The sequence below is a fragment of the Defluviitalea raffinosedens genome, from assembly GCF_016908775.1.
Classification (GTDB): domain Bacteria; phylum Bacillota; class Clostridia; order Lachnospirales; family Defluviitaleaceae; genus Defluviitalea; species Defluviitalea raffinosedens.
In genome coordinates this window covers 222,683-248,429 of sequence record NZ_JAFBEP010000001.1, presented here as the reverse complement: position 1 = coordinate 248,429, position 25,747 = coordinate 222,683, and the positions used below count along the sequence as shown (strand labels likewise).

General features: G+C 32.3%; 22 protein-coding genes. All 22 read left to right on the top strand.

All coding sequences use genetic code 11. The features are described 5' to 3' along the window. Positions 1-17 precede the first annotated feature (17 nt). Positions 18-1,826, top strand: a complete 1,809-nt coding sequence (flgK, locus tag JOD07_RS15755; protein WP_158739852.1) for a flagellar hook-associated protein FlgK — start codon at positions 18-20, stop codon at positions 1,824-1,826. A gap of 10 nt (positions 1,827-1,836) precedes the next feature. Further along, the gene (gene flgL, locus JOD07_RS01210; RefSeq protein ID WP_158739851.1) at positions 1,837-3,174 is read left to right on the top strand and encodes a flagellar hook-associated protein FlgL; all 1,338 of its coding nucleotides are present in this window, start codon (positions 1,837-1,839) and stop codon (positions 3,172-3,174) included. A gap of 97 nt (positions 3,175-3,271) precedes the next feature. Beyond that, positions 3,272-3,736, top strand: a complete 465-nt coding sequence (fliW, locus tag JOD07_RS01205; RefSeq protein ID WP_158739850.1) for a flagellar assembly protein FliW — start codon at positions 3,272-3,274, stop codon at positions 3,734-3,736. Position 3,737: 1 nt separating this feature from the next. Then, on the top strand, positions 3,738-3,965 hold the full coding sequence (gene csrA, locus JOD07_RS01200) for a carbon storage regulator CsrA (RefSeq protein ID WP_158739849.1): 228 nt from the start codon (positions 3,738-3,740) through the stop codon (positions 3,963-3,965). Between the two features lie 123 nt (positions 3,966-4,088). After that, entirely contained in the window at positions 4,089-4,907 is an 819-nt protein-coding gene (locus JOD07_RS01195) for a flagellin N-terminal helical domain-containing protein (RefSeq protein WP_158739848.1), read from the top strand. A gap of 107 nt (positions 4,908-5,014) precedes the next feature. Then, positions 5,015-6,862: a motility associated factor glycosyltransferase family protein gene (locus JOD07_RS01190; protein WP_204611716.1), complete on the top strand. Its 1,848-nt coding sequence runs from the start codon at positions 5,015-5,017 to the stop codon at positions 6,860-6,862. A gap of 27 nt (positions 6,863-6,889) precedes the next feature. Then, on the top strand, positions 6,890-7,246 hold the full coding sequence (locus JOD07_RS01185) for a DUF8042 domain-containing protein (protein ID WP_204611714.1): 357 nt from the start codon (positions 6,890-6,892) through the stop codon (positions 7,244-7,246). 2 nt (positions 7,247-7,248) lie between these two features. After that, the gene (locus tag JOD07_RS01180; RefSeq protein ID WP_204611712.1) at positions 7,249-8,670 is read left to right on the top strand and encodes a motility associated factor glycosyltransferase family protein; all 1,422 of its coding nucleotides are present in this window, start codon (positions 7,249-7,251) and stop codon (positions 8,668-8,670) included. A gap of 11 nt (positions 8,671-8,681) precedes the next feature. Further along, positions 8,682-10,454 carry a motility associated factor glycosyltransferase family protein gene (locus JOD07_RS01175; RefSeq protein WP_204611710.1) on the top strand — a complete coding sequence of 591 codons (1,773 nt, stop codon included), beginning with the start codon at positions 8,682-8,684 and terminating at the stop codon, positions 10,452-10,454. Between the two features lie 17 nt (positions 10,455-10,471). Further along, positions 10,472-11,473, top strand: coding sequence for a UDP-N-acetylglucosamine 4,6-dehydratase family protein (locus JOD07_RS01170; protein ID WP_158739843.1), 1,002 nt, complete (start codon positions 10,472-10,474; stop codon positions 11,471-11,473). A gap of 145 nt (positions 11,474-11,618) precedes the next feature. After that, positions 11,619-12,815: a DegT/DnrJ/EryC1/StrS family aminotransferase gene (locus tag JOD07_RS01165; protein ID WP_204611708.1), complete on the top strand. Its 1,197-nt coding sequence runs from the start codon at positions 11,619-11,621 to the stop codon at positions 12,813-12,815. Between the two features lie 143 nt (positions 12,816-12,958). Then, on the top strand, positions 12,959-13,654 hold the full coding sequence (locus tag JOD07_RS01160) for a formyl transferase (protein WP_158739841.1): 696 nt from the start codon (positions 12,959-12,961) through the stop codon (positions 13,652-13,654). Positions 13,655-13,672: 18 nt separating this feature from the next. Then, positions 13,673-14,980 carry a nucleotide sugar dehydrogenase gene (locus JOD07_RS01155; protein WP_158739840.1) on the top strand — a complete coding sequence of 436 codons (1,308 nt, stop codon included), beginning with the start codon at positions 13,673-13,675 and terminating at the stop codon, positions 14,978-14,980. A 29-nt stretch (positions 14,981-15,009) separates the two neighbouring features. Further along, positions 15,010-16,047 (top strand): Gfo/Idh/MocA family protein, encoded by a 1,038-nt coding sequence (locus JOD07_RS15290; RefSeq protein WP_243144553.1) that lies wholly within the window; start codon positions 15,010-15,012, stop codon positions 16,045-16,047. Positions 16,048-16,089: 42 nt separating this feature from the next. Next, the gene (locus JOD07_RS15285; RefSeq protein ID WP_243429199.1) at positions 16,090-17,085 is read left to right on the top strand and encodes a hypothetical protein; all 996 of its coding nucleotides are present in this window, start codon (positions 16,090-16,092) and stop codon (positions 17,083-17,085) included. A gap of 174 nt (positions 17,086-17,259) precedes the next feature. After that, positions 17,260-18,444: a hypothetical protein gene (locus JOD07_RS01145; protein WP_204611706.1), complete on the top strand. Its 1,185-nt coding sequence runs from the start codon at positions 17,260-17,262 to the stop codon at positions 18,442-18,444. 143 nt (positions 18,445-18,587) lie between these two features. After that, positions 18,588-19,778, top strand: coding sequence for a glycosyltransferase (locus JOD07_RS01140; protein ID WP_204611704.1), 1,191 nt, complete (start codon positions 18,588-18,590; stop codon positions 19,776-19,778). A 92-nt stretch (positions 19,779-19,870) separates the two neighbouring features. Then, the gene (locus JOD07_RS01135; protein ID WP_158739837.1) at positions 19,871-20,356 is read left to right on the top strand and encodes a nucleoside-diphosphate sugar epimerase/dehydratase; all 486 of its coding nucleotides are present in this window, start codon (positions 19,871-19,873) and stop codon (positions 20,354-20,356) included. A gap of 69 nt (positions 20,357-20,425) precedes the next feature. Beyond that, a complete protein-coding gene (locus JOD07_RS01130; protein WP_204611702.1) occupies positions 20,426-22,057 on the top strand; it encodes a glycosyltransferase family 4 protein in 1,632 nt (543 codons plus the stop codon). 85 nt (positions 22,058-22,142) lie between these two features. Continuing rightward, positions 22,143-23,216 carry a glycosyltransferase family 4 protein gene (locus JOD07_RS01125; protein WP_158739835.1) on the top strand — a complete coding sequence of 358 codons (1,074 nt, stop codon included), beginning with the start codon at positions 22,143-22,145 and terminating at the stop codon, positions 23,214-23,216. A 62-nt stretch (positions 23,217-23,278) separates the two neighbouring features. Then, entirely contained in the window at positions 23,279-24,364 is a 1,086-nt protein-coding gene (gene glf / locus JOD07_RS01120; RefSeq protein ID WP_204611700.1) for a UDP-galactopyranose mutase, read from the top strand. A gap of 73 nt (positions 24,365-24,437) precedes the next feature. Then, positions 24,438-25,745 carry a glycosyltransferase family 2 protein gene (locus JOD07_RS01115; RefSeq protein ID WP_204611690.1) on the top strand — a complete coding sequence of 436 codons (1,308 nt, stop codon included), beginning with the start codon at positions 24,438-24,440 and terminating at the stop codon, positions 25,743-25,745. Positions 25,746-25,747: the final 2 nt, after the last annotated feature.

Below are 25,747 nucleotides of genomic sequence, written 5' to 3'. Positions count from 1 at the left end.
AAGAAAGGAATGATAAGGTGAGTTCGACATTTCTTGGATTAAACACAGGAGTTAATGGAATATTTACAGCACGGACAGCGCTGGATGTAACTGCCCATAATATTACCAATGCCAATACAAAAGGATATAGCCGCCAAGTCGTAGAACAACGAGCAACCAAGGCTATTCCGAATGCAGGAAAAGGAATGATCGGGACAGGTTCGGAAGTTTATGGCATAGATCAATTAAGGAATTTTTATATCGATACAAAATATTGGTCTGAAAGTTCCACATTAGGGCAATATAGTGTTAAAACAACACAGCTGTCTCTAATAGAGAGTCTTTTTAATGAACCTTCCGATTCAGGGTTTAATACGATTTTTAATAATTTTTTTAATGCCGTTAATGGTTTGGTTAATAACGCTGACAGTGGAGAACATAGAGCTGCCTTAAAAGAAGCGGCAGCTACTCTAACACATTACTTTAATTCAACTGCAGAGCATCTGAAAAAATATCAGAGGGATTTAAACTTTGAAATAAAAACTAAAGTTGAAGAAATTAATGTGATTTCCAGAAAAATTCAAAATCTAAACCAGCAAATCTACAAATACGAAATGGATGGAAGTAAAGCAAATGATCTTAGGGATGAAAGAGCAAGACTGGTTGACCAGCTTTCTAAGATTATCAATGTAGAAGCAGAAGAATTAGAAGTTAATGGAGAGAAGCAATTCAGGGTTAAAATTAACGGACAGATTTTGGTCAATCACTTTAATGCAAAGCAGTTAAAAGTGGTACCAAGAGAAAATTCCGATGGAGATGCTGTAAAATATAATCCTGAGGACGTAGATGGTTTGTATGATATAAAATGGGAAAATGGTAATGACTTTGATATCTCGGATCCGAATTTAAGCGGAGAACTTAAAGGTTATCTCGATATGCGGGATGGTAATAATAATCTCAATTTTAAAGGTAAATTTGATTCAGCGGTAAATAATGGAGATGGAACAATTACCCTGACCATTAAAGATCCCAGCAGAATTGACCTTGATTCTAAGGGAATTATAGCAATAAATGGCTATAATGTTGAATATGATGGGCTAAAGTATGACAGTGCAACGAATACCATTACCATTGAAGTTAGCCAAACACAGTGGGACAGCATACCTGCGCCAGCTTCTGGATCATCAGTAGAAGTAGGCAATGGTATGTCATACAAAGGGATCCCATATTACTTAAACAGACTGAATGAATTTGTCAGAATCTTTGCCAAAGCAGTTAATGAAGGGAAAGATAGAAATGGTGATAATATTTCAGAGTTAAATGGAGGCCATTTCAATGCGGTGAATTCAGAAGGAGAGACCGGAACTTATTTCTTTACTTATAAAGAAAATGGTTCGGCAAAGGGATCGAATGAATTAGGTGGTTCCCTGGATTATACGAAAATAACAGCAGAGAATTTCACGCTTTCAAAGGATATTTTAGAAGATGTAGGTAAAATAGCTGCGGCCCTGCAGGGAGAAGATCTCCCCAGTGGTAACGGATTTATGGAAGCTCTCAAAGCATTAAGGAATTATACCCATTTGTTTAGAGAAGGTACCGCTGATTCATATATGAATTCTATTGTAAGTGAGCTGGGTATTAATGGACAACAGGCAAAAATGTTAGAAAAGACCCAAACCAATATTACAATGGCAGTAGAAAACCAAAGACTGTCCGTAAGTGGTGTTGACTTAAATGAAGAAATGTCCTATATGATACAATACCAACAATTGTATAATGCAGCAGCCAAAGTGATTTCCGTAATGGATGAAATCCTTGATGTGACGATTAATAGAATGGGTGCATAGGGGTGAGATGATGCGAATTACAAACAGTATGATGGTAAATAACATGCTTTTGGGACTTAATAGAAATACTCAAAAGCTCAATGATATCTATATGCAGATGACGACATTGCAAAAGATTCAGAAGCCTTCAGATGATCCCATTATTGCAGGAAGAGCTCTGAAATTTAGAACCAGTGTTGCGGAACTAACTCAATATGGAGATAACGTAAAGCAGGCAAAATCCTGGATGGAGACAACAGAAAATGCCCTTGTGAATACGCGTTCCGTGTTGGATTCTATGAGGGAACGTTGTGTTCAGGCGGCGTCCGATATATTAAATACGGATGGCAGAAAAAAAGTCATAGAAGACTTAAAAGAGCTTAAAAACCAATTGGTTCTTGAGGGAAACGTTAGTTATGCAGGAAGATATGTTTTCTCAGGCTTCAAAACGGATAAGAAATTAATTTATGACAAAGCAGACAGTAGCAGAACTATTGAATTTAACCAAACATTTACAAGTGATAATCTAGAAACTATGAAACTAGGGGAAAAAGAGTTTACACGAATTCGACTTCCTTATGGGAATATTGATGGTACTGGAATAGACATTAAACTTAATGGAAGTACTGTTCCAGTAGATCCGAGTAACATAGTAGTGAAAAGTTCTACAGACCTTCCAAATCCGCCTGCAGATGATGACCCTTACGAACCGTCACCAGGCAAAATACACATACTTAAGGATACTGGAGAGATTATATTCAATTCAGGGGATGTTGCAACGATAACCAATCTTGAAATTACCTATAGAAAGACTGATTTTAACATTGGGGATCCTATGCCAGAGCATTACTTTAACTGTACGGATATAACAGATGCTGCCAACCCTATTTCTTATGTTCCATCGGACGATGCTATGGAATATGAAGTAGGTGCCAACAGTAAGATTACAGTAAATAGTCTGGGCAACAAGATTCTGACTCCGGAACTTATGCAGGACATCGACGAATTGATTAAGTATGTAGAAAATTACGACAAAAGAATGGAAGAAATTGAAGCAGGTAAAAGGCCACAAACAGATGAATTTTCTTTATCAGAACTGTTCGATAAAATGATAGGCAAACTGGATCGACACATGGCTAATTTATCTACTCACCATGCAGAGTTAGGAAGCCGTATGATGAGGCTTACATTCATAGAGAACAGAATAAGTGACGATAAAGTGAATTTCAAAGAATTAATGACAAATAATGAGTCTGTGGATATTGAAGAAGTCTATACAGAATTTAGTATGCAATCGGCAGTATATCAATCTTCTCTGATCGCAACCTCACGCATTATCCAGCCGACATTACTGGACTTTATACGATAGAGTAGCAATAAAATGAATTTAAAGGAACGGTTTTTTAACCGTTCCATTTTTTAAAAGTGTTATTCTTATAGAAATATTACAAATGGAGGTAAGGAAAATGATCTTACAAACCAAGCATTTTGGTGAATTAAATATAGATGAAGGCAAAGTGATCACCTTCCCTGAAGGGATTCCCGGTTTTCCAGATCATAAAAGATACGTATTTATTTTTGATGAGGAAGATGAAAACAGCCCATTTTGCTGGCTGCAGTCTGTAGATGACGGTGATATTGCTTTTGCCTTGGTTAACCCATTAAAAATTTATTCTGATTATTCTCCGGAAGTAGATAATGAGCATACCGAAGCTTTAGGAGAATTTAGTGAAAGTGACTTAATTGTTTATGCGATAGTGGTTGTCCCTGAAGATATCACTCAGATGACAGCTAATCTGAAAGCACCTATTATAATCAATATAAAAACTAAAATAGGAATGCAAGTGATTGCGCAAAATGAAGAGTATGAAGTAAAGCATAAAATCTTTAACGACTTACAAGAATATGCTTCTGCGAAAGAGGGTGTGTAGGATGCTGGCATTGACGAGGAAAAAAGATGAATCCATTATCATAGGAGACCAAATAGAAATAACAGTATTGGACATCCAAGGGGATAAAGTGCGTTTGGGGATACAGGCACCAAAAAATATTGCGATCTATAGAAAAGAAATATTTTTAGAAATCAAAGAAGTAAATGAGGCAGCAGTACAAAGCTCTATCAATCAAATCAGACACTTGGGAAAAATATTTAAAAAATAATTATAAAAATCTATAAAGTAAATTTTTGATTATCCGATATATATGATGTAAGCAAGAGTTGGCCAACTCTAAATTATAATTTTGGGCATGGATGCCCTAATAAAATTCAAGGAGGAATAATTTATGGTTATTAATCACAATATGCAAGCGCTTAACGCTCACAGACAATTAGGTATCAATTCTGGTTCTCAATCTAAATCTATTGAAAAATTAAGCTCCGGTTTAAGAATCAACCGTGCTGGAGACGACGCAGCAGGACTTTCTATTTCTGAAAAAATGCGTGCGCAAATCAGAGGTTTAAATCAAGCTTCCAGAAACGCTCAAGACGGTATTTCTTTAATCCAAACAGCAGAAGGTGCATTAAACGAAGTTCATGAAATTCTTCAAAGAATGAGAGAATTAGCTGTACAAGCTGCTAACGATACAAACGTTGCAGCTGATAGAAGCTATATCAATGATGAAATTAAACAATTACAAGCAGAAATCAATCGTATTGCAAGCACCACAGAATTCAACACCCAAAAATTATTAAACGGAGACAAAGCAACTAATGCTTTGAACTTCCAGATTGGTGCAAATTATAATCAAAAAGTTAGCTTGACTATTGGTAGCATGAAGACTACTGACTTAGGTGTAAATAGCATTTCTGTTGATAGTTTTGAAAATGCATCAAAAGCAATCTCTACTATTAACGGTGCAATTAACAAAGTATCTCAAGAAAGATCCAAGCTTGGTGCTATTCAAAACCGCTTAGAACATACCATCAAGAATTTGGATACAGCTGCTGAAAACTTACAAGCATCTGAATCCAGAATTCGTGACGTTGATATGGCTAAGGAAATGATGAACTACACCAAACTTAACATCTTAAGCCAAGCTGCTCAATCCATGCTTGCACAAGCAAATCAAAATCCACAAAATGTACTTCAATTATTAAGATAACAAAATTTTCAAAAAGCCAAGGCATATGCCTTGGCTTTTTTCTATTAATGATTTGTGTCTTTTTGCCGATATAAATTGTACAGTATTTTATCTAAAGGAGCTTTAAGATGAGTTCTTCCCTTTATGAGAAAAACATACAAGAATACATGAAAAGAACAGGAAAGAATATCAGAGCATATGAGAAAAATTCCAATGCAGTTTTAGAGAAAACTAAGGACAATTATTATACAGTTAAAATAAATGAATCAGAAAGAGAAGTTTATATTCACAGCAAATACTCTCCGATTAAAGAAGCAGAACGATTTGTGGAGAAGTTAGAAGATTACAATATAAAGACAGTTTTTATAGTATATGGCATGGGTTTGGGGTATCATATTCTTGAGCTTATAAAACGTTTGCACAAAGATAATCCTTTAATCATTATTGAACCCAATGAAGGAGTACTTTCCAGAGCTTTTTCTGTTTATGACTGGACCTCTCTCATGCGAAGGGACAAGACTTATATTTTTTCAGGCACCGATGCCAATGAGCTAAAACTTGTATTAGGAGAATTTATTGATATTTCTAACGTAGATAATTTGAAGCTATTAAATTTTTCTCAATATCATAAAGTATATTCTTCATTTTATGAAAAGGTCGTAGAAGAAATCAAACACTATGTTTCATTGTTTAAGATTTCAAAAAATACGAGGGAGCATTTTTGGGAGCAATTTAATAAAAATTTCTTTAATAACCTATATTCTATATTTTACCAAAGATCAATCAACGATTTAAAAAATCAATTTAAAAATGTTCCTGCTTTTATTGTGTCCGCTGGGCCATCTCTGGATAAAAATATAAAGGAACTTCAAAATGTGAAAGATAAGGGGATTATTTTTTCAGGAGGCAGAACCCTGCCTACTTTATTTAAATATAATATTACGCCCCATTTTGTTGTTTCTATGGATCCTGGAATAGCAGCCTATCATGTTTTAAAAGAATACGCAGATCATAATCTACCGCTTATTACTACAGTGGTTTCCAACGATACAGTAATTTCAGAACATCAGGGAGACATATTTTACATTTCCAATAGCGAGTATAGAGGACTTGTCAGATACTTTACTCAAAGGGACATGGATGTTTTGCCTCTGGGGGCTTCAGTAGCCAATGCTTCTTTAGCTATAGCAGTTTATTTAGGCTGTAATCCCATTATATTTATAGGGCAGGATTTGGCTTATACTGACGGAAAATATCATGCAGACAGCTGTAATGATACGACTGAATCCGATACAGTGGATGATATGATAGAAGTTGAAGGCATAGACGGCAATAAGGTATTCACTAATAGTGTATGGCATACTTTTCTAATGTGGATGGAAAAATTTATAATACATAATCCAAACAACATATATATAGATGCCACAGAAGGCGGAGCTAAGATTCATGGAACAAAGATCATGCCTTTAAGACAAGCTATAACAAAATACTGTATTCAAGATGGATTTATACAAGATAAGATTCATACTATTGTTAAATCGAATCAGGCAAGGGATATAGATGAAAAACTTCAACGTCTTTTAGTCAACTTAAAAGTAGATTTAGATAAGGTTCATAAGGTTTCAAGCCAGGGATTGAAAGAAGCGAATCTATTACTTAATATAGAAAATATAGATGAAAAAGCTATAAAAAGACTTAATTATTTTGAAGAGCAGCTTAATGAGATTATAAAACGTAATGAAGCAGTTGCAGATATCTTATTAAGGATCATAAATGATATAGATACAAATACTGCATTTATAGAGAAAATGAATGAAAGCAAAGAAGAGAAATTCCGACGAATCATTCATAGGAGTATAGCACTTCATGAAAAAATAGAAACTACCAGTTGTGACATCAATAAACTGATACAAAATGTCATGGATCAAGACATAGAAATTATAAAGATATTTCAATGCAACATTGTTTTTGCATAAAAATAATTAGAAGAAGAGGGGAAAGTTATGGATCAAAGAGCAGAAAAAATGGAATTAATTCAAACTCTAGTAGAATACACTGGCAGACTGATCAAAGGAATCAATGAAGCAGTAGATTCCTTCCATGAAGGTATGGAAGGGAAAGGTATGGATCTGGTTGTTCAAATTATCGATGGGTTAAAATGGACTATGGAAGCTATTACCCTTACCCTGGATGCACAGGTGGAGCCCGTTGATGTTTCAGAAATCATTGACCCTTTAAATGCAATGATTGAAGCTTTAGAAAACATAGACTATGTATTAATTGGAGACGTATTGGAATATGAAATTCTGCCTAAAGTTGAAGAGTGGAATCAAAAACTTAATTTAACTATAGGGGAATAAATATGGATTTTTGCAAAATCAATATGGATTTACTCAAAGTTAAAGATGTAGATCTGTATCATCTCATGAACCAATTTATATTGAAAGAAGAAAAGTACAAGAAAGAACTAACCCATTCTAAGGTATATACCCTTAAAATTTCTGAGTATGATTATACAAGAAAAAAGCATGTAGATTTTTATTTGCATAGTAAATATGATCCCGTTAGAGAAGCAGAGAAATTCGCAAAAGGTCAATACAGTTTAGAAAAAGAAAAAATCATTATTTTCGGATTCGGCCTGGGTTATCATGTTGAAGCAATATTCAATCTGTTAAAAGATCATCAAAAACTGTATATATTCGAAATGAACCTGAACGTATTTAAATCTGCTTTAGAATGCAGGAATTTATCAAATATTTTATCCAGTGATCGAGTACATCTTATAATCTCTGATCATGAGACACAACAGGCATTGCATCTAGGGAATTTATTGAAAGAAGATGCCCATCTCATTATCCACCCTCCCTCTTTAAAGACAATACCTAAAAATAGCGAGAAAATCCGATTTATTTTAGAGGACTGGAATATTACCAAGAGTGAAACCAATGAGTGGAGAGAAATGCTGGATGAAAACTATAGACGAAATGTATCCTTAAATGCTCCTAATGTGGGAGAATTATACCATCAATATAGAGGCCTGCCTTTTATTGTTGTATCTGCAGGGCCTTCGTTAGAAAAAAATATTCATTTAATAGGTGACTTAGAAGGAAGAGCTTTTATTTTTGCCGTTGGAAGGACACTGAAGACTTTACTTTTAGAAAATATAGAACCAGATATGTTTTGCATCATAGATCCTCAATATGAACCTACTTACGATCAAATCAAAGGATATGAAAATCTGGATATCCCTATGGTATTTTTTGAATCAGCCAGTGCAGATACTGTATTAAGATATAAAGGGCCTAAATATTTTGCTTCTAATAAAAAAGAACATATAGAGAATCCGGCGCACATTATGGACTTAGGAGGATCTGTTGCTACCGCAGTACTCGATTTGTCTATTCGATTCGGAGGAAACCCTATTGTGTTTGTAGGACAAGACTTGGCTTTTACGGATGGACAAAGTCATGCTTATGGAAATACGGTCCAAGAAAATGCTAACAGAAGGAAAGTCAAAGGGCAAAATGGAGAATGGCTGGATACGACTTTGGGACTACTGAGTTTTAAGCATTGGATAGAGAATAAAATCAAGGATCATCCTCACATCGAATTTATTAATGCTACTGAAGGTGGAGCCTATATAGAGGGATGCAGACATATGCCTCTGCAGGATTTTATTGAAGAGTATATAGATTACTCAAAACCTGCAGACAAAAGATTAAGGATAAGAAAGCTAAAGGAAGAAATAAAAATCTTTACAGCTACCATTGAGTTTATGAATTAGAAGGTGTAACGATGACTATCCAAATAGAAACTTCAAAAAGTGGAGTTCCAACTGCAAAACTCCAAATAGGGGAAAAGGAACTTTATTTGCACAGCAAATACGATCCTGTAAAAGAAGCAGTGCGCAATATAGGCTCATTAGAGGGATATGGATTAAATACTGTATTTATATTATTTGGATTAGGATTAGGATATAATTTGTATGAATTATCAAAATATGCAAGGGAAAATCTTATTATTATTTTAGAGCCCAATGAAGAATTATATTTATATTCAAAAGAGCTGGAACATATAAAACCTATTATAGAGAACGAAAATGTTATTTCTCTTGCAGGCAATGCATGTGTTAACATTTATGAAATCTTAAAGCAAAATACCTCTATAGAAAATTATAATCATTTTAAGCTGTATACACTACCTTACTATGATAAGATATATGCTGATTTTTATAGCCAGCTTTTAAGTATTATTCATAGCTATAATCTTGAACTTCAAGTACAAGCGAATGCTATCGAAAAGCTCTCAAGCCAAATTAGCAGGAATTTGGCAGAAAATCTTCCATATATCATAGAAGGCTATTCTATTATTTCTTTTAAAGAGATTTTTAAAGATTGCCCTGCGGTGATCGTATCGGCAGGACCTTCCCTGGAAAAAAATATTGATGAGCTTAAAGATGTACAGGATAAAGCAGTGATTTTTGCGGGAGTAAGAACATTAAAACCCTTATTAGATAGGGGAATTATTCCTCATTTTTTGTGTAATATTGATCCTCAAGATATTACCTATGAATTAGCCAAGGACCATATGGATTTATCCATACCAGTTATTTCTTTAGTTCATGGGAATCATATTCTTGTCGAAGAATGGAAAGGCAAAAAAATATTCATACCGGATGACAAGCTTAAAAACCTTGTAGAATATATATTCGGTGAACGACAAGATACTATAGAAGTAGGAGGGTCTGTTGCCAACAGTTCTACTGCTATCGCCACATACATGGGATGTAATCCTCTCATTTTAGTAGGGCAGGATTTGGCATTTACCGATCAAAAACACCATAGCGACATAGCATCTAAAGTATGCGAAGAAGATCAAAAAGAATCATCAGGGGATCTATTGGTAGAAGATATTTATGGAAATAGGATTCCTACCAGTTCGCAACTGTATTATTATCTTAATTGGTTTGAAAACTATATCAAAGATCATTCCAATAATACTTTTATAGATGCCACAGAAGGCGGAGCTAAAATCAAAGGCACCAAGATCATGACATTAAAAGATACTATTATAAAATACTGTGATCAGCATATTAATCCAAAAGACAAGATAAAACTTATAATGGAAAGCAAAGGGAATAATGTATATTACAAGGGAATAGAAAAACTGAAAAATGTCCTAAAGGAATTAAGAGTGATAAAAAAGTGCTCTAAATCAAATTTGGAGTGGTCTTTAGAGCTTAAGAGATATTATGAAGGAAAAAGCAGAGAAAAATTTAATAAGATATTATACCAATTAGACAGGAATGATGAAGCAATCAACAAGGCTGTTCTTGCCAATGAGCTTTTATTTTACTATAAGCAGCCCGGGTTATTACAGATTGCTCAGGAATTTGAACCTAAAATAATCGAAAAAGAAGAAAACGCTTATCAGCGTATTTTAGAAAAGAATGAAAAGTTATATAAGCTTCAATATAATGCAGCGGTACACTTTGAAAAAGCCATAGAAACACTGATAGAAGAAAATGAGATCAAACTACTTACAGCATTTATTAAAATTCAATCTTAGGTTAAGTGGGTGGAATAATGTTTGAAAACAAAAAGATTTTAGTCCTTGGGGGGACAGGAACGATTGGACAAGCGTTAGTAAAAAAACTCATAGAGTATAATCCACAGGTTATTCGAGTATTTAGTAGGGATGAGTATAAACAGTTTGTCATGGAACAAGAACTGGGAAAGCGTAAGAATATCAGGTTTTTGTTGGGAGACATAAGAGATAAGGAAAGATTGGAACGGGCAATGCATGGGATTGATATTGTATTTTACTTAGCTGCCCTAAAACATGTTCCAGCCTGTGAATACAATCCTTTTGAAGCGGTTAAAACTAATGTTCTCGGTACTCAGAATGTCATAGAGTGTGCGATTAATCAAAAAGTAGAAAGAGTCATTTATACAAGCAGTGATAAAGCCATCAGCCCAACTAACACCATGGGAGCTACCAAGCTTTTAGCAGAGAGGTTGATGTCTTCTGCTGATTATTATAAAGGTGGCAAAAGACCCATATTTGCGGCGGTGCGTTTTGGAAACGTCATGGGATCCAGAGGATCGGTGATCCCTCTTTTTAAACAGCAAATCTTAGAAAATAAAAAAATAACGCTTACAGACCCTAATATGTCAAGATTTATGATGAGTATTACTCAAGCAGTAAATTTGGTACTAAAAGCTACGGAATATGCCCAGGGAGGAGATATTTTCGTCCTTAAAATGCCGGTTATCAACTTAAAGGATTTAGCAGAAGTTGTTATTGAAGAAACAAGAAAAAAATACAACTTACCTTGGGATGAAGAAATTAAGATTGAAACCATAGGCTTAAGACCAGGAGAAAAAATGTACGAAGAGCTTATGACAAAAGAAGAAGCATTAAGAGCTGAGGAATTGGATGAAATGTTTAGAATCTATCCGTTTGTTAAAGCCTTACCAGTGGTTAATAAACATGATATCAGTGAATATTCAACAGATTCTTCAAAAGTACAGGCTTTAAGCAAAGAAGAATTAAGACAACTTATCTTAAATGAAAATTTAATCTAGATTATTACGACAGTACGAAAACGTACTGTTTTTTATTGCCTGTAAATTTTTCTAAGGTTTTTACAATGTTATGACGAAAATAATAATAGTGATTGTGATTTATTCATAAAGAAAGAGCTAAAATATATGGATAGGAGTTACTCAGATGATTCCTTTATTAGATTTAAAAAAACAGTATGAAACTATTAAGAATGAGATAGATGAAAGGTTACAAAAGGTCATTTCTTCTGCCCAATATATTATGGGAGAAGAAATAAGAATACTTGAAAAGAAAATGGAAGAATATATTGGCTGCAAATATGCAATTACCTGTGCTAATGGAACGGATGCATTAGTATTGGCCTTGCATGCGCTAAATATTGGTGATGGAGATGAAGTGATTACATCTCCTTTTACTTTCTTTGCCACTGCAGAAGCTATTTCCAGGGTAGGAGCAAAACCTGTTTTTGTAGATATAAAAAAAGACACCTATAACATTGATCCAGATAAGATTGAAGAAAAGATTAATAAGAATACTAAAGCAATACTACCTGTACATATTTTTGGGCAGCCTGCAAATATGGACGAGATCATGACGATAGCCAATAAATATAATCTGTATGTTATAGAAGACGCTTGCCAGGCAATTGGAGCAGAATACAAAGGTAAAAAGGTAGGCAATATTGGGACGATAGGGTGTTTTTCCTTCTTTCCTACAAAAAATCTCGGAGCTTTTGGAGATGGGGGAATGATTACTACTAATGATGAGACACTTGCGGCGTTAATAAAAGCTCTTAGAGTACATGGAAGCGGTGAGTTAGGACGTTCGGCATATAATTTAATAAACGGCATAAAAGAAGAGCAAGAAGAAAATATAGATATAGAGGACAAGACTGTATATGACGCTGCGAAATATTATAATTACTTTATTGGATACAATTCAAGATTAGACAATATACAAGCAGCCATTTTAAATGTTAAGCTAAAATATTTAGATGAATGGAATGCAAGCCGCAGGAGATTAGCAGAATATTATACGGAAAACCTTAAAGATACACACCTCATTACTCCAATGGTACATCATGATGTAAACAGTGTATTTCATTTATATATTTTACAAAGTGAGAATAGAGATGAGCTTACTTTGTACTTAAAAGAAAAAGGAATTGCAACTGGTATATACTATCCTGTACCTTTACATTTACAAAATGTCTATAAGAATTTAGGATATCAAAAAGGGGATTTGCCTGTATCAGAATATTTGTCTTGTCGTACGTTTGCTATTCCATTATATCCAGAGTTATCAAAGGCAGAGCAAGATTATGTTATAAATGCTATTTTTGACTTTGAGAAAAGCAGATAGATTAACTTTGTGTTATAACTGGTTCAGAGAAGTTAAAAAATAGGATAAAAATACTTTATTTTAGATACTTATAAATCGAAATACGGGAATATTGTTGAAATCCGATATAAAAATTTAGAAGATAAAAAGTGGGAGAAAGAAATATGAATATAGCAGTATTTGCGTATAATTTTCCTCATAAAAAAACACAGGACTTTTTATTTAGATTATTACTCGAAAATATAGATGTTAAATGTGTCCTAGCCAGTGATTTTGTTGAACTAAATTTGACAGAATCAATACTAAGAGTAAAGCCGAGGCACATTGATCTAGTACATCCACAGAGAATTTGTGAGCGATTCAATATTCCATACTATAATGTAATGCATAACAGTGAGGAATGTGAAGAGTTATTAAACAAGTATGATATTGATTTAGGTATTATTGCAGGTGCACGAATTTTGAAGCAAAATATTATTGAAAGTGTTAAGATTGGGATTATAAATTTTCATCCGGGGATATTGCCTGAAGTTAGAGGACTGGATGCATTAAAATGGGCAATATATAATGACTTACCTATAGGGGTTACAGCGCATTTAATTGACAGTAAGATAGATGCAGGAAGAATTATAATGAAAAAAGAAGTGCCGATTTATAAAGATGATACATTAATTGACGTATCCTTAAGACTACATGAGTTTCAAGTGAATCTTTTACCTCAAGTTATTAAAGAAGTAGAAAGCAAGCCTAAGGAAATGTTTCAAAAAGTAGATATTTCTTTGCCATATAATAGAAAGATGGAAGCGGATAAAGAAATGATTTTATTAGAAAAATGGAATGAAAGATTAAATCGAATTTAAGTTTAAGGAGAAAATGTTATGAAAGAAGAGTTAATTAGTAAAATTATTAACAAAACTGCCGTAATAGGGGTTGTAGGATTAGGATATGTTGGATTACCTCTTGCGGTTGAAAAAGCTAAAGCCGGATATAAAGTTATAGGGTTTGATGTACAGGATAAAAAAGTTGATCTGGTCAATCAAGGTATAAATTATATAGGAGATATCATAAGTGATGAATTAAAAGAAGTTGTCCAGTCCGGATATCTAAGAGCTACTAAAGAATTTAGTTTTACACGGGAAGTGGATTGTATAGCTATTTGTGTTCCCACACCTTTAGATGATCATTTTCAGCCAGATATTTCTTATGTAGAAAAATCTACGAGAGATATTGCTAAATATTTACACAAAGGTATGTTAGTTGTCTTAGAAAGTACTACATATCCTGGGACCACAGAAGAGATTGTTAAACCTATTTTAGAATCTACAGGATTAAAATGTGAGAAAGACTTTTATTTAGCCTTCTCACCAGAAAGGGTGGATCCGGGAAATAAGATCTATAAAACAAAAAATACGCCTAAAGTTGTTGGCGGCGTTGGGAAAGACAGTACAGAAGTAGCAGCTGCCCTATATAGGAATGTATTAGAAAGTGAAGTTTTTGAAGTATCTTCACCAGCAGTAGCAGAAATGGAAAAAATTTTAGAAAATACATTTAGAAACATTAATATTGGACTAGCTAATGAAATGGCGATCTTATGCCACAAAATGGGCATTAATGTGTGGGAAGTTATTGAAGCGGCAAAAACGAAACCCTATGGATTTATGGCATTTTATCCTGGACCAGGCTTAGGAGGACACTGTATTCCGATTGATCCATTTTATTTAACATGGAAAGCAAGAGAATATAATTATCATACGAGACTAATTGAAACAGCAGGAGAAATTAATAATTACATGCCAGAGTTTGTAATGGAAAGAAGTATGAAAATATTAAATCGTTTTTCAAAAGCGTTAAGAGGTTCAAAGATATTGATCTTAGGCGTTGCTTATAAACAGGATATTGATGATTTAAGAGAGTCGCCCGCATTAAAAGTCATTGAACACTTAGAGAATCAGGGAGCAGAGATCATATATAATGACCCATATATTCCTGAGTTTCATCATAAAGGGAAAACATATTCTTCTGTAGAATTAACTCAAGGCATCCTTGAAACAGCAGATTTAGTGATTATTACGACAATGCACACTGTATATGATTATGAGTATATTGCAAAGCATTCAAAATTTATTTTTGATACAAAAAATGCAATGAAAAACGTAAAGAATCGAGAGAACATAGAAATACTATGATTTACAACTTAGATACGGAGGCCATGGTAATGATGAATTTTGCAATAATCGGTTGTGGAAGGATCAGTTATAAACATGTTGAAGCAATTGTCAATAACCATCCTGAAGCAAGATTAATAGCCGTATGTGATATTATTGAGGAACGAGCCAAAAAGAAAGCAGAAGAATATGTTGAAAAAATGGCAGCGCAAGAAATATTAGTTGAAACACCAACGATATATACACATTATGAAGATCTTTTAAAAAATACGAGTGTGGATATTGTTGCGATTGCAACGGAATCAGGAAAGCATGCAAAGATTTCAATTGATGCTATGAATGCAGGAAAACATGTAATAGTAGAAAAACCTATGGCAATGACTACAGAAGATGCAGATAGAATGATCGAAGCTTCAGAAAGAAATAAAGTAAAGCTTTGTGTATGCCATCAAAACCGATTTAATCCAGCTATCCAGAAATTGCGTCAAGCTGTGGAAGAAGGAAGATTTGGACGAATCATTGCGGGAAATGCCAGGATTTTATGGAATAGAAATGAAGAGTATTATAGGCAGGCTCCATGGAGAGGAACAAAAAAGCAAGATGGGGGATGTTTGATGAATCAATGTATCCACAACATAGATCTTTTACAGTGGATGCTTGGGGGAGAAGTTGAGCAGGTAAATGCAATGCTTGGAAATTTCACACACCCATACATTGAGATGGAGGATTACGGGAGTTTGCAAATTCGCTTTAAAAATGGAGCTATAGGGAATGTAGAAGGAACAGTATGTGTTTATCCACAGAATTTAGAAGAAACTTTGACTATTCTAGGCGAAAAAGGTACGGTTGTCATTGGCGGAAAAGCGGTTAATAAGGTTCAAGTTTGGCAGTTCGAAGACGGAAAAGATAGTCTGGAGCAGGTTCAAAAAGCATGCGATAGAGAAATTGAAAATATTTATGGGTCAGGGCATATTTCTTTATATAGAAATGTGATTGATAGTATTGTAAAACTAAGCAGTCCATACATCGATGGGAATGAAGGGAAAAAAGCACTCAATATTATTTTAAAAGCATATAAAATGAGTTAGAGTAATCTAGCGTATAAGTACTTTTGTAGAAGGAGAACGATTATGGATGCAAATATAAATATTAGAGAAATGATTAGAAAGTATGAAGAAAAATATTTACTGCTTAAAGAAATAAATTTTTATGAAGACATAGATCAAGAAATATCTGGTATATATGCTATTGATTCCAAGAAAAGTATGCTGCGTTTTATTTGTAATAATTTAAATGCAAATTCTATGAATGAAAAGAACTTTTTCCCTGTTATGGGTAATGTGGAGTCGGAGGCAGAAGGAGTAGAATTTTTACCCATGCTTGCTAATGGTCAATTTTTACACAATGTATCAAGGGCAATTTTTATGGAACCCTTTGATCCTGCGATAGATTCAATAGCAATATTTCATTTTACTTATCGTAATAATTGTACAACAAATTTAGTTTTTCTTTCAGAAGAAGGATATGAGTTAGCTAATAAAGCTAAGGAAAAAACAGAGGACGATTATGCTGCGATTTTACAGAGTAAGGGAAATTTGCTTTTTTCAATAGGAAAGAATTTGACTTATGCATACACATATAATAATGGAAAGCAAGATGTAATATTTAAGTATTCTAAAGATAGTTTGATGGAAACGAATTTATGTGCAGTGATAGATGCTAAAAAAGGAATTTTTGATCTTATTGAACTGGGGATGACAAGCAACTTAAAAATACATGTGAGATCTTCAAGTATGGTATTAGACAGTAAGAAGTATTGTTATATTGGATGGTATGATAAATATAATGGCAACTCGGAATCACAATGGAATTGCCATAATATATTGTATGGTAATCAACCTGGGTATATCTTTTTTAAACCTATACATGTAAATGCTCAGAAAATAAAAGTACTATTAGCATATCAAGGGAACATGAAATTAGAATATTGTAGTGGTAATGATTCGGAATGGAAAGAGATTTTAAATAACGAAGAATTACTGGTAAAAGATGGAGAGCTTAGGTTTAGGGTTTATATGAACTATGGTGATGCATTATTTAAATTTAATATATATAAATTAGAATAGGAACGAAAGCATATGAAAAAAGGAAAAGAGATTACTATTTCATTTCCTTCTTTTTTATAAAACATATATAATATAATACATTCGTAAGGCACTTTAAGTTTTTGGAACACTGATGGGGAAAATAGCTTTATTTTTTATTGATGGATATATACTTAAATGATAGAGGGGCTTAGAATGAAAAATATCATGCCAACAAAACGAATTGTAAATGATTTATATTTATCTATTTTTAGCAATTTAAGAAGAATTATAAATAATATATATTACAATAATATTATTCAAAAAACACAGAAATTTGATATGAGTAAATATTTATTAGGTTATTGGTTTCCTTTCTTATATCCAGGATGTGGATTCTCGATTCCAAGAAATAAAAAATTAGTTCGACAAATTAATATAGCAGCGGAAAGATTATACCGTAAGATCATAAACTTAGATATTTCAAAGCTGGGTATTTCAGATTATAACAAAAAATATTTAACAGACAAAAAGAAAATACTCTATATAGAAATTCAGAAATATTCATATTTACTGTCATGGATACTTTCAAAATATAATTATGATCTAAGCAAATGTTGCTTTTTGGATTATGGAGGAGGGACAGGGTTACTTTCTCTTTTAGCTCTTGAGGCAGGAATAAAGAATGTATATTATAATGATATTTATGATGTATCTTGTAGAGATGCGGCAGTAATAGCTAAGGCAGTTCATCTAAAGAGGAAAGATTATATTCAAGGGGATTTAGATGATATAATACAATATTGTAAAAATACAGGTATTTATTTTAATGCAATAGGTTCTTATGATGTTATCGAACATATATATGACATAAAATACTTTTTTTTAAACATTGATAAAATTGCTCATAACAAGTGTACTATATTTATGATTTCAGGAGCAAATCCATATAATAAAAAGATAAAAAATGAACTCATGTTACAACATAAAAAGCTGGAAAATGAGAGCCGTAATAAATATTATGGATGGAAACAAAGGGATACATTAGAATCATACCACTCTGTTAGGAAAAGAATTATAGAACAATATATAGATCAAAATAATATAAAGCTTAAACAAGATGAAATTCAATTATTATCAAAGTACACCAGGGGAATGGTAAAGCAAGATATAGAAAAAAGTGTTGATCAATATATAAAAAATGGTGTATTGCCTGAAATAGATAAAAAGTTTCCTACAAATACTTGTGATCCTTATACAGGTAATTGGGCTGAACACCTCATGGATTTCGATATGTTGATAAATATTTTGAAGACTACTAATTTTAAAAGTGCGAGAGTGGTTCCTGATAAGGATAAATTAAGTAGTTCTGATATTATAGGAATATTTGCTAGTAAGTAAGATAGATAAGCTATTCAATATGAAATAAGTACTACTTGATAAGCATTTTAGATTTTGCTTCTGAAAGAGGGGATAATGTGCAAAAGAAGGTACTGATCATTACGAGAGAATTTTTACCTTACTGTCATTCTCTTGGTGGGGTAATGAGAGTATTAAAACTTGGAGAATATCTTGTAGAAAACGGATGTGAAGTTTTTATATTGGCAGGAAAAGGAGAAAAAAAGTTAAATTATTTTGGATATAAAGATTCTTTATATAAAATGCATATTTCTTATAATCCTGTTAAGCAAAAAGAAGATAAATATTGGAGAATATTGTATTCGTTTAATAAAAACATAGGGAGAGGATTTGAAGAATTCGCCATTCCAGACGCTTATGTATATTCAGTCAATAGTTATTTTAAAAGTGCAGTCAAAATGATAAAAAAGTATAAAATAAAAAACGTGATTATTTCAAGTCCTCCTCATAGTATGCAACTTGTAGGATTAAAGCTGAAAAAATATTTTGGGAAAAGTATAAACTTAATTGTAGATTATAGAGATAGTTGGAATACTAATGAAATTTTTATGAAGAAAAATTATTTAGCGCAGCGGATTAGTGAATTTTTAGAAAAGAAAGTTTTGAAAAATGCAGATCATTTTACTTTTATTTCGCAACCTATATTAAAAAAAGTTGAAAAAAAATATAATATAGATATTTCTAAGAAATCAACCTTAATTGCCAATGGATATGATCAATCTACATTAAGTGATGATTATATTAATAAGAATAATAAGATTAGTGGAGATTGTATATTATTAGGGCACTTTGGAACAGTATCTGATAGCGACCCTTACAGAAATATTTCAAACTTTTTGAGAGCTTTAAATAAACTTCAGAATGATAGTCATTATGCTTCAAAAATTAACCTTCATCTTTTTGGAACAACAGAATTTAAGAAATTCAGAAGCGGAAAAATAAAAGAAATAATAAATATTCATAAACCAGTATCTCATTTAGAGGCACTAAATAAGATGAAAGAAATGGATTGGCTATTAGTTTTTTGCTCAAATTATTATGGAGCAGATGAAGTGGTGACCGGAAGATTATATGAATATATATCCGTTAGAAAGCCTATTATTGTTATTGGCCCTCAAAGTATGGAAGCAGTTCGGATAGTTGAAGAAGAAAATATAGGAATTTTCATAAATATAGAAGATGAAAATGATATTCTCAATAAATTAAAAGACATTATAGATGGAAAGATAGATGAAATTAATGGCTATGATACGATAGATCTGGAAAGGTATAGTAGACAATACCAATATTCTAAGTTCTTTAAAATATTTAAGTAAGGAATATCTTAAGGGAAACTAAATGAAATAAGTTTTTTGACGATATTTAGTATAAAGAGTTTATTTGATTGTCGATGGAAGGAGAGTTTCAGTTGAAGATTTGGAAGACTATTTTTAATGTGGGTGTTATTGCAGCAGTAGGCGGAGTGCTTTGGACAGCAAAGAAAGTAATTGATAAAAGTTCAAATTTAGAATCGAGATTTAGAAATTATTATGAAGTGCTCAACCAATGGGTTAAAAATAAAAATCAACATATAGAAATTGTAGAATATTTTAAAGAAAATGATATTAAAAATATAGCTATTTATGGCATGGGAGAATTAGGAAACAGATTATATGAAGAGCTTAGAACATCGGACATTAATATAGCCTATTTTATTGATAAGAACGCTGCAGAAATTTATTCAGGAGCAGATGATATTCCTGTTGTTGGATTGGATGAAATTTCTCAAAGAGATGATGTAGATGCTATCATTGTAACGCCTATATATGATTTTGATAAAATAGAAGAAGAATTAATTAACCAAGGAATAGATTTAGATATTATATCGCTTGAAGATATTATCTATGCACTTTAATTTAAAATTAATAGTCTGAGTAATATACTCAGACTATTATTGTATAGGCAAGATGAGAGGAGCAATATTGTGAAAAATCAAAGCGTTTTATTAGTTTTAGAATTCGATTTAAATGAGATGATGACTCAACGGCCCCATCATTTAATTAATTATCTTAAAAATACTTTTAAAAACGTGGTAATCCTATATTTTAATAAAAAACTTTATTTAAAGAATCAACTGTTTGATTTTGAAGTGATCAAAGAACAAGAAGATAATATAACATATATAAGTATTCCTTACTGTAAACATTATGATGCAGAAAAGAAACTATTAATAAACTCTCAATTAATGAAACATTATATTCTTAATAATTTTACCAATAGGAATTTCGATATTTGCATTTTCACCAATCCGTTATCCGCGCCATTGGTAGAATCCATAAAGAAAGAAAATGTCGCAAAAGTATTAGTATATGAGGATCTGGATGACTTTACACAATATTATTCTTTGTATTCACCTGAAATTACTTCTTATATGGAGTTATGTGAAGGATATATGTTAGATAATGCAGATGTAATTTTTTCAGTGAGTGAGAGCTTAAAGGATTATAGAATAGGCCAAGGCCATACCAATGTTCCTATTTATATATCTCCCAATGGAGTTATCTTAAAAAATTTTAATTGCTCATCCAATAGTACTAGGGAAGATAAAATAATTTTTATTGGTGCATTAGAAGAGTGGGCCGGGGTTCAATTTGCAATAAGAGGATTGAAACAGTGTATTGACCGAGGATTTAAGACAGAATTTATTATTGTTGGAGAAGGTTTGTATGAAAAGGAATTAATGCAATTAACTAAAGATTTAAACATAGAGCAGTATGTTAAATTTTTGGGGAGATTAGAGCATAATAAGTTACCGGAATTAATGAACAGATGTAAAGTAGGTATTATAACCTTTGAAGAAAGCAATCTAACAAAAGTGGCCCATCCAATAAAGATTATTGAATATTTTGCGTGTGGACTAGCGGTTATTGGAAGTGATTTTGGAGAAATCAAGAACGCTATAGATGAATCAGGAGCAGGCTTAACTGTAGGCAATGAAGAGGAATTTGCAGATGCGGTTATAAAACTGTTGACTGATCATAATTTTTATATACAATGTCAGAAAAATAGTAGAAAGTATGCAGAAGAATTTGATTGGACAAGGATATTCGATAATGAATTCACGATTATTTCTGAAGTTAGACCCAAAACAAGAGTGAATAAATTAAATATTAATTTTGAAGAAGTGTTGCAAGAGTTTGAAATGACATTAAACAGTAATGGTCAAGATGAATTTTCACTAAGCAATTTATTTAATAGTTTAGAGAAAGAATGGGTACGCAAAGGATATAAGAAAGCAGCAATTTATGGGGCAGGAGAACATACAGAAAGATTACTAAAACATATCTCCTTTGAAAACATGGAAATTGGCGGGTTAATTGATTCTAATCCAAAGTATTTAGGCCAAAGCAGATATGGCTATAAGATCATTTCTTTTCAAAATGCTATTGAGCAGGAAGTAGATGTGATCATCATATCTTCTCGAAAATATGAAGAGGAAATATATAATATGATTAAGAACGAATGCAGTAAAAATCATATTGAAATATTCAAATTGTACAAAGAAAACAAAGAGTATGAAGATCAAATATGGAGGCAGTTATACATTGAAGAATAATAAGCATAAGTCTGTACTATATATTTGTTTTATACAGAATTATTTTAATACGTTGATTCAAAGAACCCATCATATAGTGCAATATATGACAAAACAAAATGATATAGAAAATATAGATATAATTTATGTAAAGCAAGATCCGGAAAAGCATGTTGATATATTTCAGGAAGGCAAGCAAACATATTACGGTATCAGTACTATTCCGGCTTGGAAATATGGGTTAGGTCATATATCAAACCCGTTAAAAATGTTTTTTAGATTTTATAAAATCAACAAAAAAAAGTATGATTACATTGTTGCTGAATCTCCGTGGGGAGGCATAGTAGCATTAATGCTCAAATTATTCCGTAAATCATCTGTTGTAATATATGAAGACATGGATTATTATCCTGGTTTTTATACAAAGTCCAAAATTCGAAATATCATCGTAAATATGTTTGAAAAAATAGTTATGAGACATTCAGATTTGATCATTACTGTAGGGCAAGAGTTGAGAACACTAAGAAGGACTTATACGAAAAAGGAGATAAAAGTTATTCCAAACGGCGTTAAGTTCAATACATTTTATAATGGTATAAAACATAAGCCGGAACATGATTTAACCATGATCTATATGGGTAAATTGGATGATTGGGCGGGGGTAGATCTTCCAATTAAAGCAATGCCTCAATTAATCAAAATTATACCTAATATAAAATATCTGATTATTGGAGAAGGACCTAGCGAAAAGAAATTAAAAGAAATGGCTAAACAGTTAGGAGTAGAAAAAAATGTAGAGTTTTTAGGATTAAAATCTTACGAAGAATTACCATATTATTTAAGCAAAGCAGATATAGGTATTGCAACATTTCAGCCTATTCCATTAATGAAATATGCATTTACTTTAAAAGTAGTAGAATATGGTGCGGCAGGATTACCTGTTATAGCTACTCGCATAGGAGAAACAAAAAGATATATAGAGGATTATCAAACCGGGTTAACCATTTCATATGATGTTCAAGAGTTTATTGATAAGGTTAAAATGATTTTTGAGAATAAAACGCTCTATGATCAATTAAGTAACAATGGGATAAAACGAGCTCAAGAATTAGATTGGGATAATTTATTACAGAATAGATATGAAATTATTAATAAGTTTTTAAGTGAAAAGGCATTATAGAGATATAGTGGAAATTGTTCTATGAAATTCAGATGATAAATTGAAATTGAGAGGAGATAAAAATGAAAATAAAAAACGTTGTAGTTGGTGCAGGATATGCAGGTGCTGTTACAGCGCGCCGTTTGGCAGAAGAAAAAAATGAAAAAGTTCTTGTTATTGACAAACACAATCATATAGCTGGACATGCCTATGATCAATATAATGAGTATGGCGTTTTGATACACACATATGGACCTCATATTTTCCATACCAACAATAAGAAAGTTTGGGATTGGCTTTCTCGATTTACCGATTGGTATTTATATCAGCATAGAGTCTTAAGCTATATTGATGGTATGAAAATTCCTATGCCAATATCTGCAGAGACGATTAATCAACTTTACAATCTGAATTTAAGCTCTGATGAAGTTGAAAAATGGCTAGAAAAGCAGGCAGAACATATTGATGAAATCAAAACTTCTGAAGATGTTGTTATTTCAAAAGCAGGTCGAGATATTTACGAAAAGTTTTTTAAAAACTATACCTATAAACAATGGGACAGATATCCTGATGAATTGGATCCCAGTGTCATCAAAAGAATTCCTTTTAGGAATAATCGTGATACCAGGTATTTTACAGATAAGTATCAAGGGCTTCCAAAACAGGGATATACAAAGATGTTTGAAAAGATATTAGATCATCCCAATATACATATTATGTTAAATACAAATTGGCTGGATATTAAAGATCAGATTCAATATGATAAGTTGTATTTTACTGGGCCTATTGATTTATATTATGATTATAAATTTGGAGCCTTAGAATACCGTTCAGTACGATTCGAATATGAAACATTTTTTAATAAAGAATTTTATCAAGAGGTTGGAACGGTCAATTATCCAAATGATTATGACTTTACAAGAATTACAGAATATAAACATTTAACAGGTCAAAATATCCCATACACTACAATTGCTAAGGAGTATTCAATGGCTCATGGAGAACCTTTTTATATTGTACCTGACAAAGAAAATCAAGATAAGGCGGAACAGTATCGCCAATATGCTCAGAAAGAAAAGAATGTTACCTTTATTGGAAGGTTAGCAGAGTATAAATATTATAATATGGATCAAATTGTAGACAGAGCATTGGAGCTTCCATTAGATTAACAGCCTTTTAGGCTGTATTTTTATATATAACATGTTATAATATTTTTAATAATTGAAAAGTGTGGTGAACATGATGGAAATATGTAATATTCCAGTGGGAATTGTAATTTGCAATTGGAATAAAAAAGACTATGTCTTAAAATGTATAGAATCAGTTAAACAATTAAATTATAGGAATTATGATATAACTGTTGTAGATAATGCTTCAACAGATGGTTCCGTAGAAGCTATTGAAGCAGAATATCCAGATGTTACTCTTATTAAAAATACAGAAAATAAGGGTGGTTCTGGAGGATTTAATACAGGAATTAAATATATGCTTAATAAGAATAAGTATAAATACCTATATTTATTAGATAATGATGTCATAGTAGATCAAGATGCATTATATGAACTTGTTAAAGAAATGGAGTCAGATGAGCATCTAGGGATTGTAGGGTCCAAAATATATGTAATGGATATACCGAATCAAATTCAAGAATTAGGCGCTTTTGTACGATGGAATAATGCTACCCTTGAATTTAATAAAAGAGGATATATCGAAGAGGAAGGCATAGTAACTGAGAATGTTGAAGTGGACTATGTACCAGCTTGTTCACTTTTAGTTAGAGTGAATGCAGTAGAAACAGCAGGAATTATGGATGAGGAGTTTTTTCTCTATTGGGATGATATTGAATGGGCTCATAGAATAAAATTAAAAGGATACACGATTAAAGCAATCAGTTCTTCAAAGGTTTGGCATAAACTTGGTGGTGGGAACAAAACGAACACCCTGGGTACGTATTATTTTTGGCGTAATCGTATTTATTTCTTTAATCAATATGCCCCCGAGGAACAATGGGAAGAGATCATGTCTACTATTTTTGAAGACTATTTTACAGGTATGTATACTAGCCTGTTTTACGGGAAAAAGCAGACTGCTAGAAGTATGTATGAAGCTATTAAGGATGGAATAAATGGCAGGAGAGGTAAAGCTAAGGAAAATCAGTATGGATTAGTTGGTACGCCTCGAATAAAATTAAATGATATTATAACCAGTGACCAGAAAATTGTGATAGCAGATAATCAATATTCCCATTCTGTTAAAACGATGCTTGATAGAAGATTTCCTGATTTAAATTACGGTTCAGCAAATGATAATGATATTACCAATGAGAAAGTTATTTTAATTCCTTGCTCTCATGTTTTTGATCATACGGACGATATTAAATATGAAGGTACAAAATCTTATTGGATTGATGGCTATTTAAATGTTTTACCCAATAATACTTTTGGTAAAAAAGCAATCAACCGTTTTCAAAATAAAAAGCATCAATTTATAACAAAGCAATTAACGGTTTTATTAGAAAGATTAAGACAACAGAGGGTGGAAAAGGAGTAGAC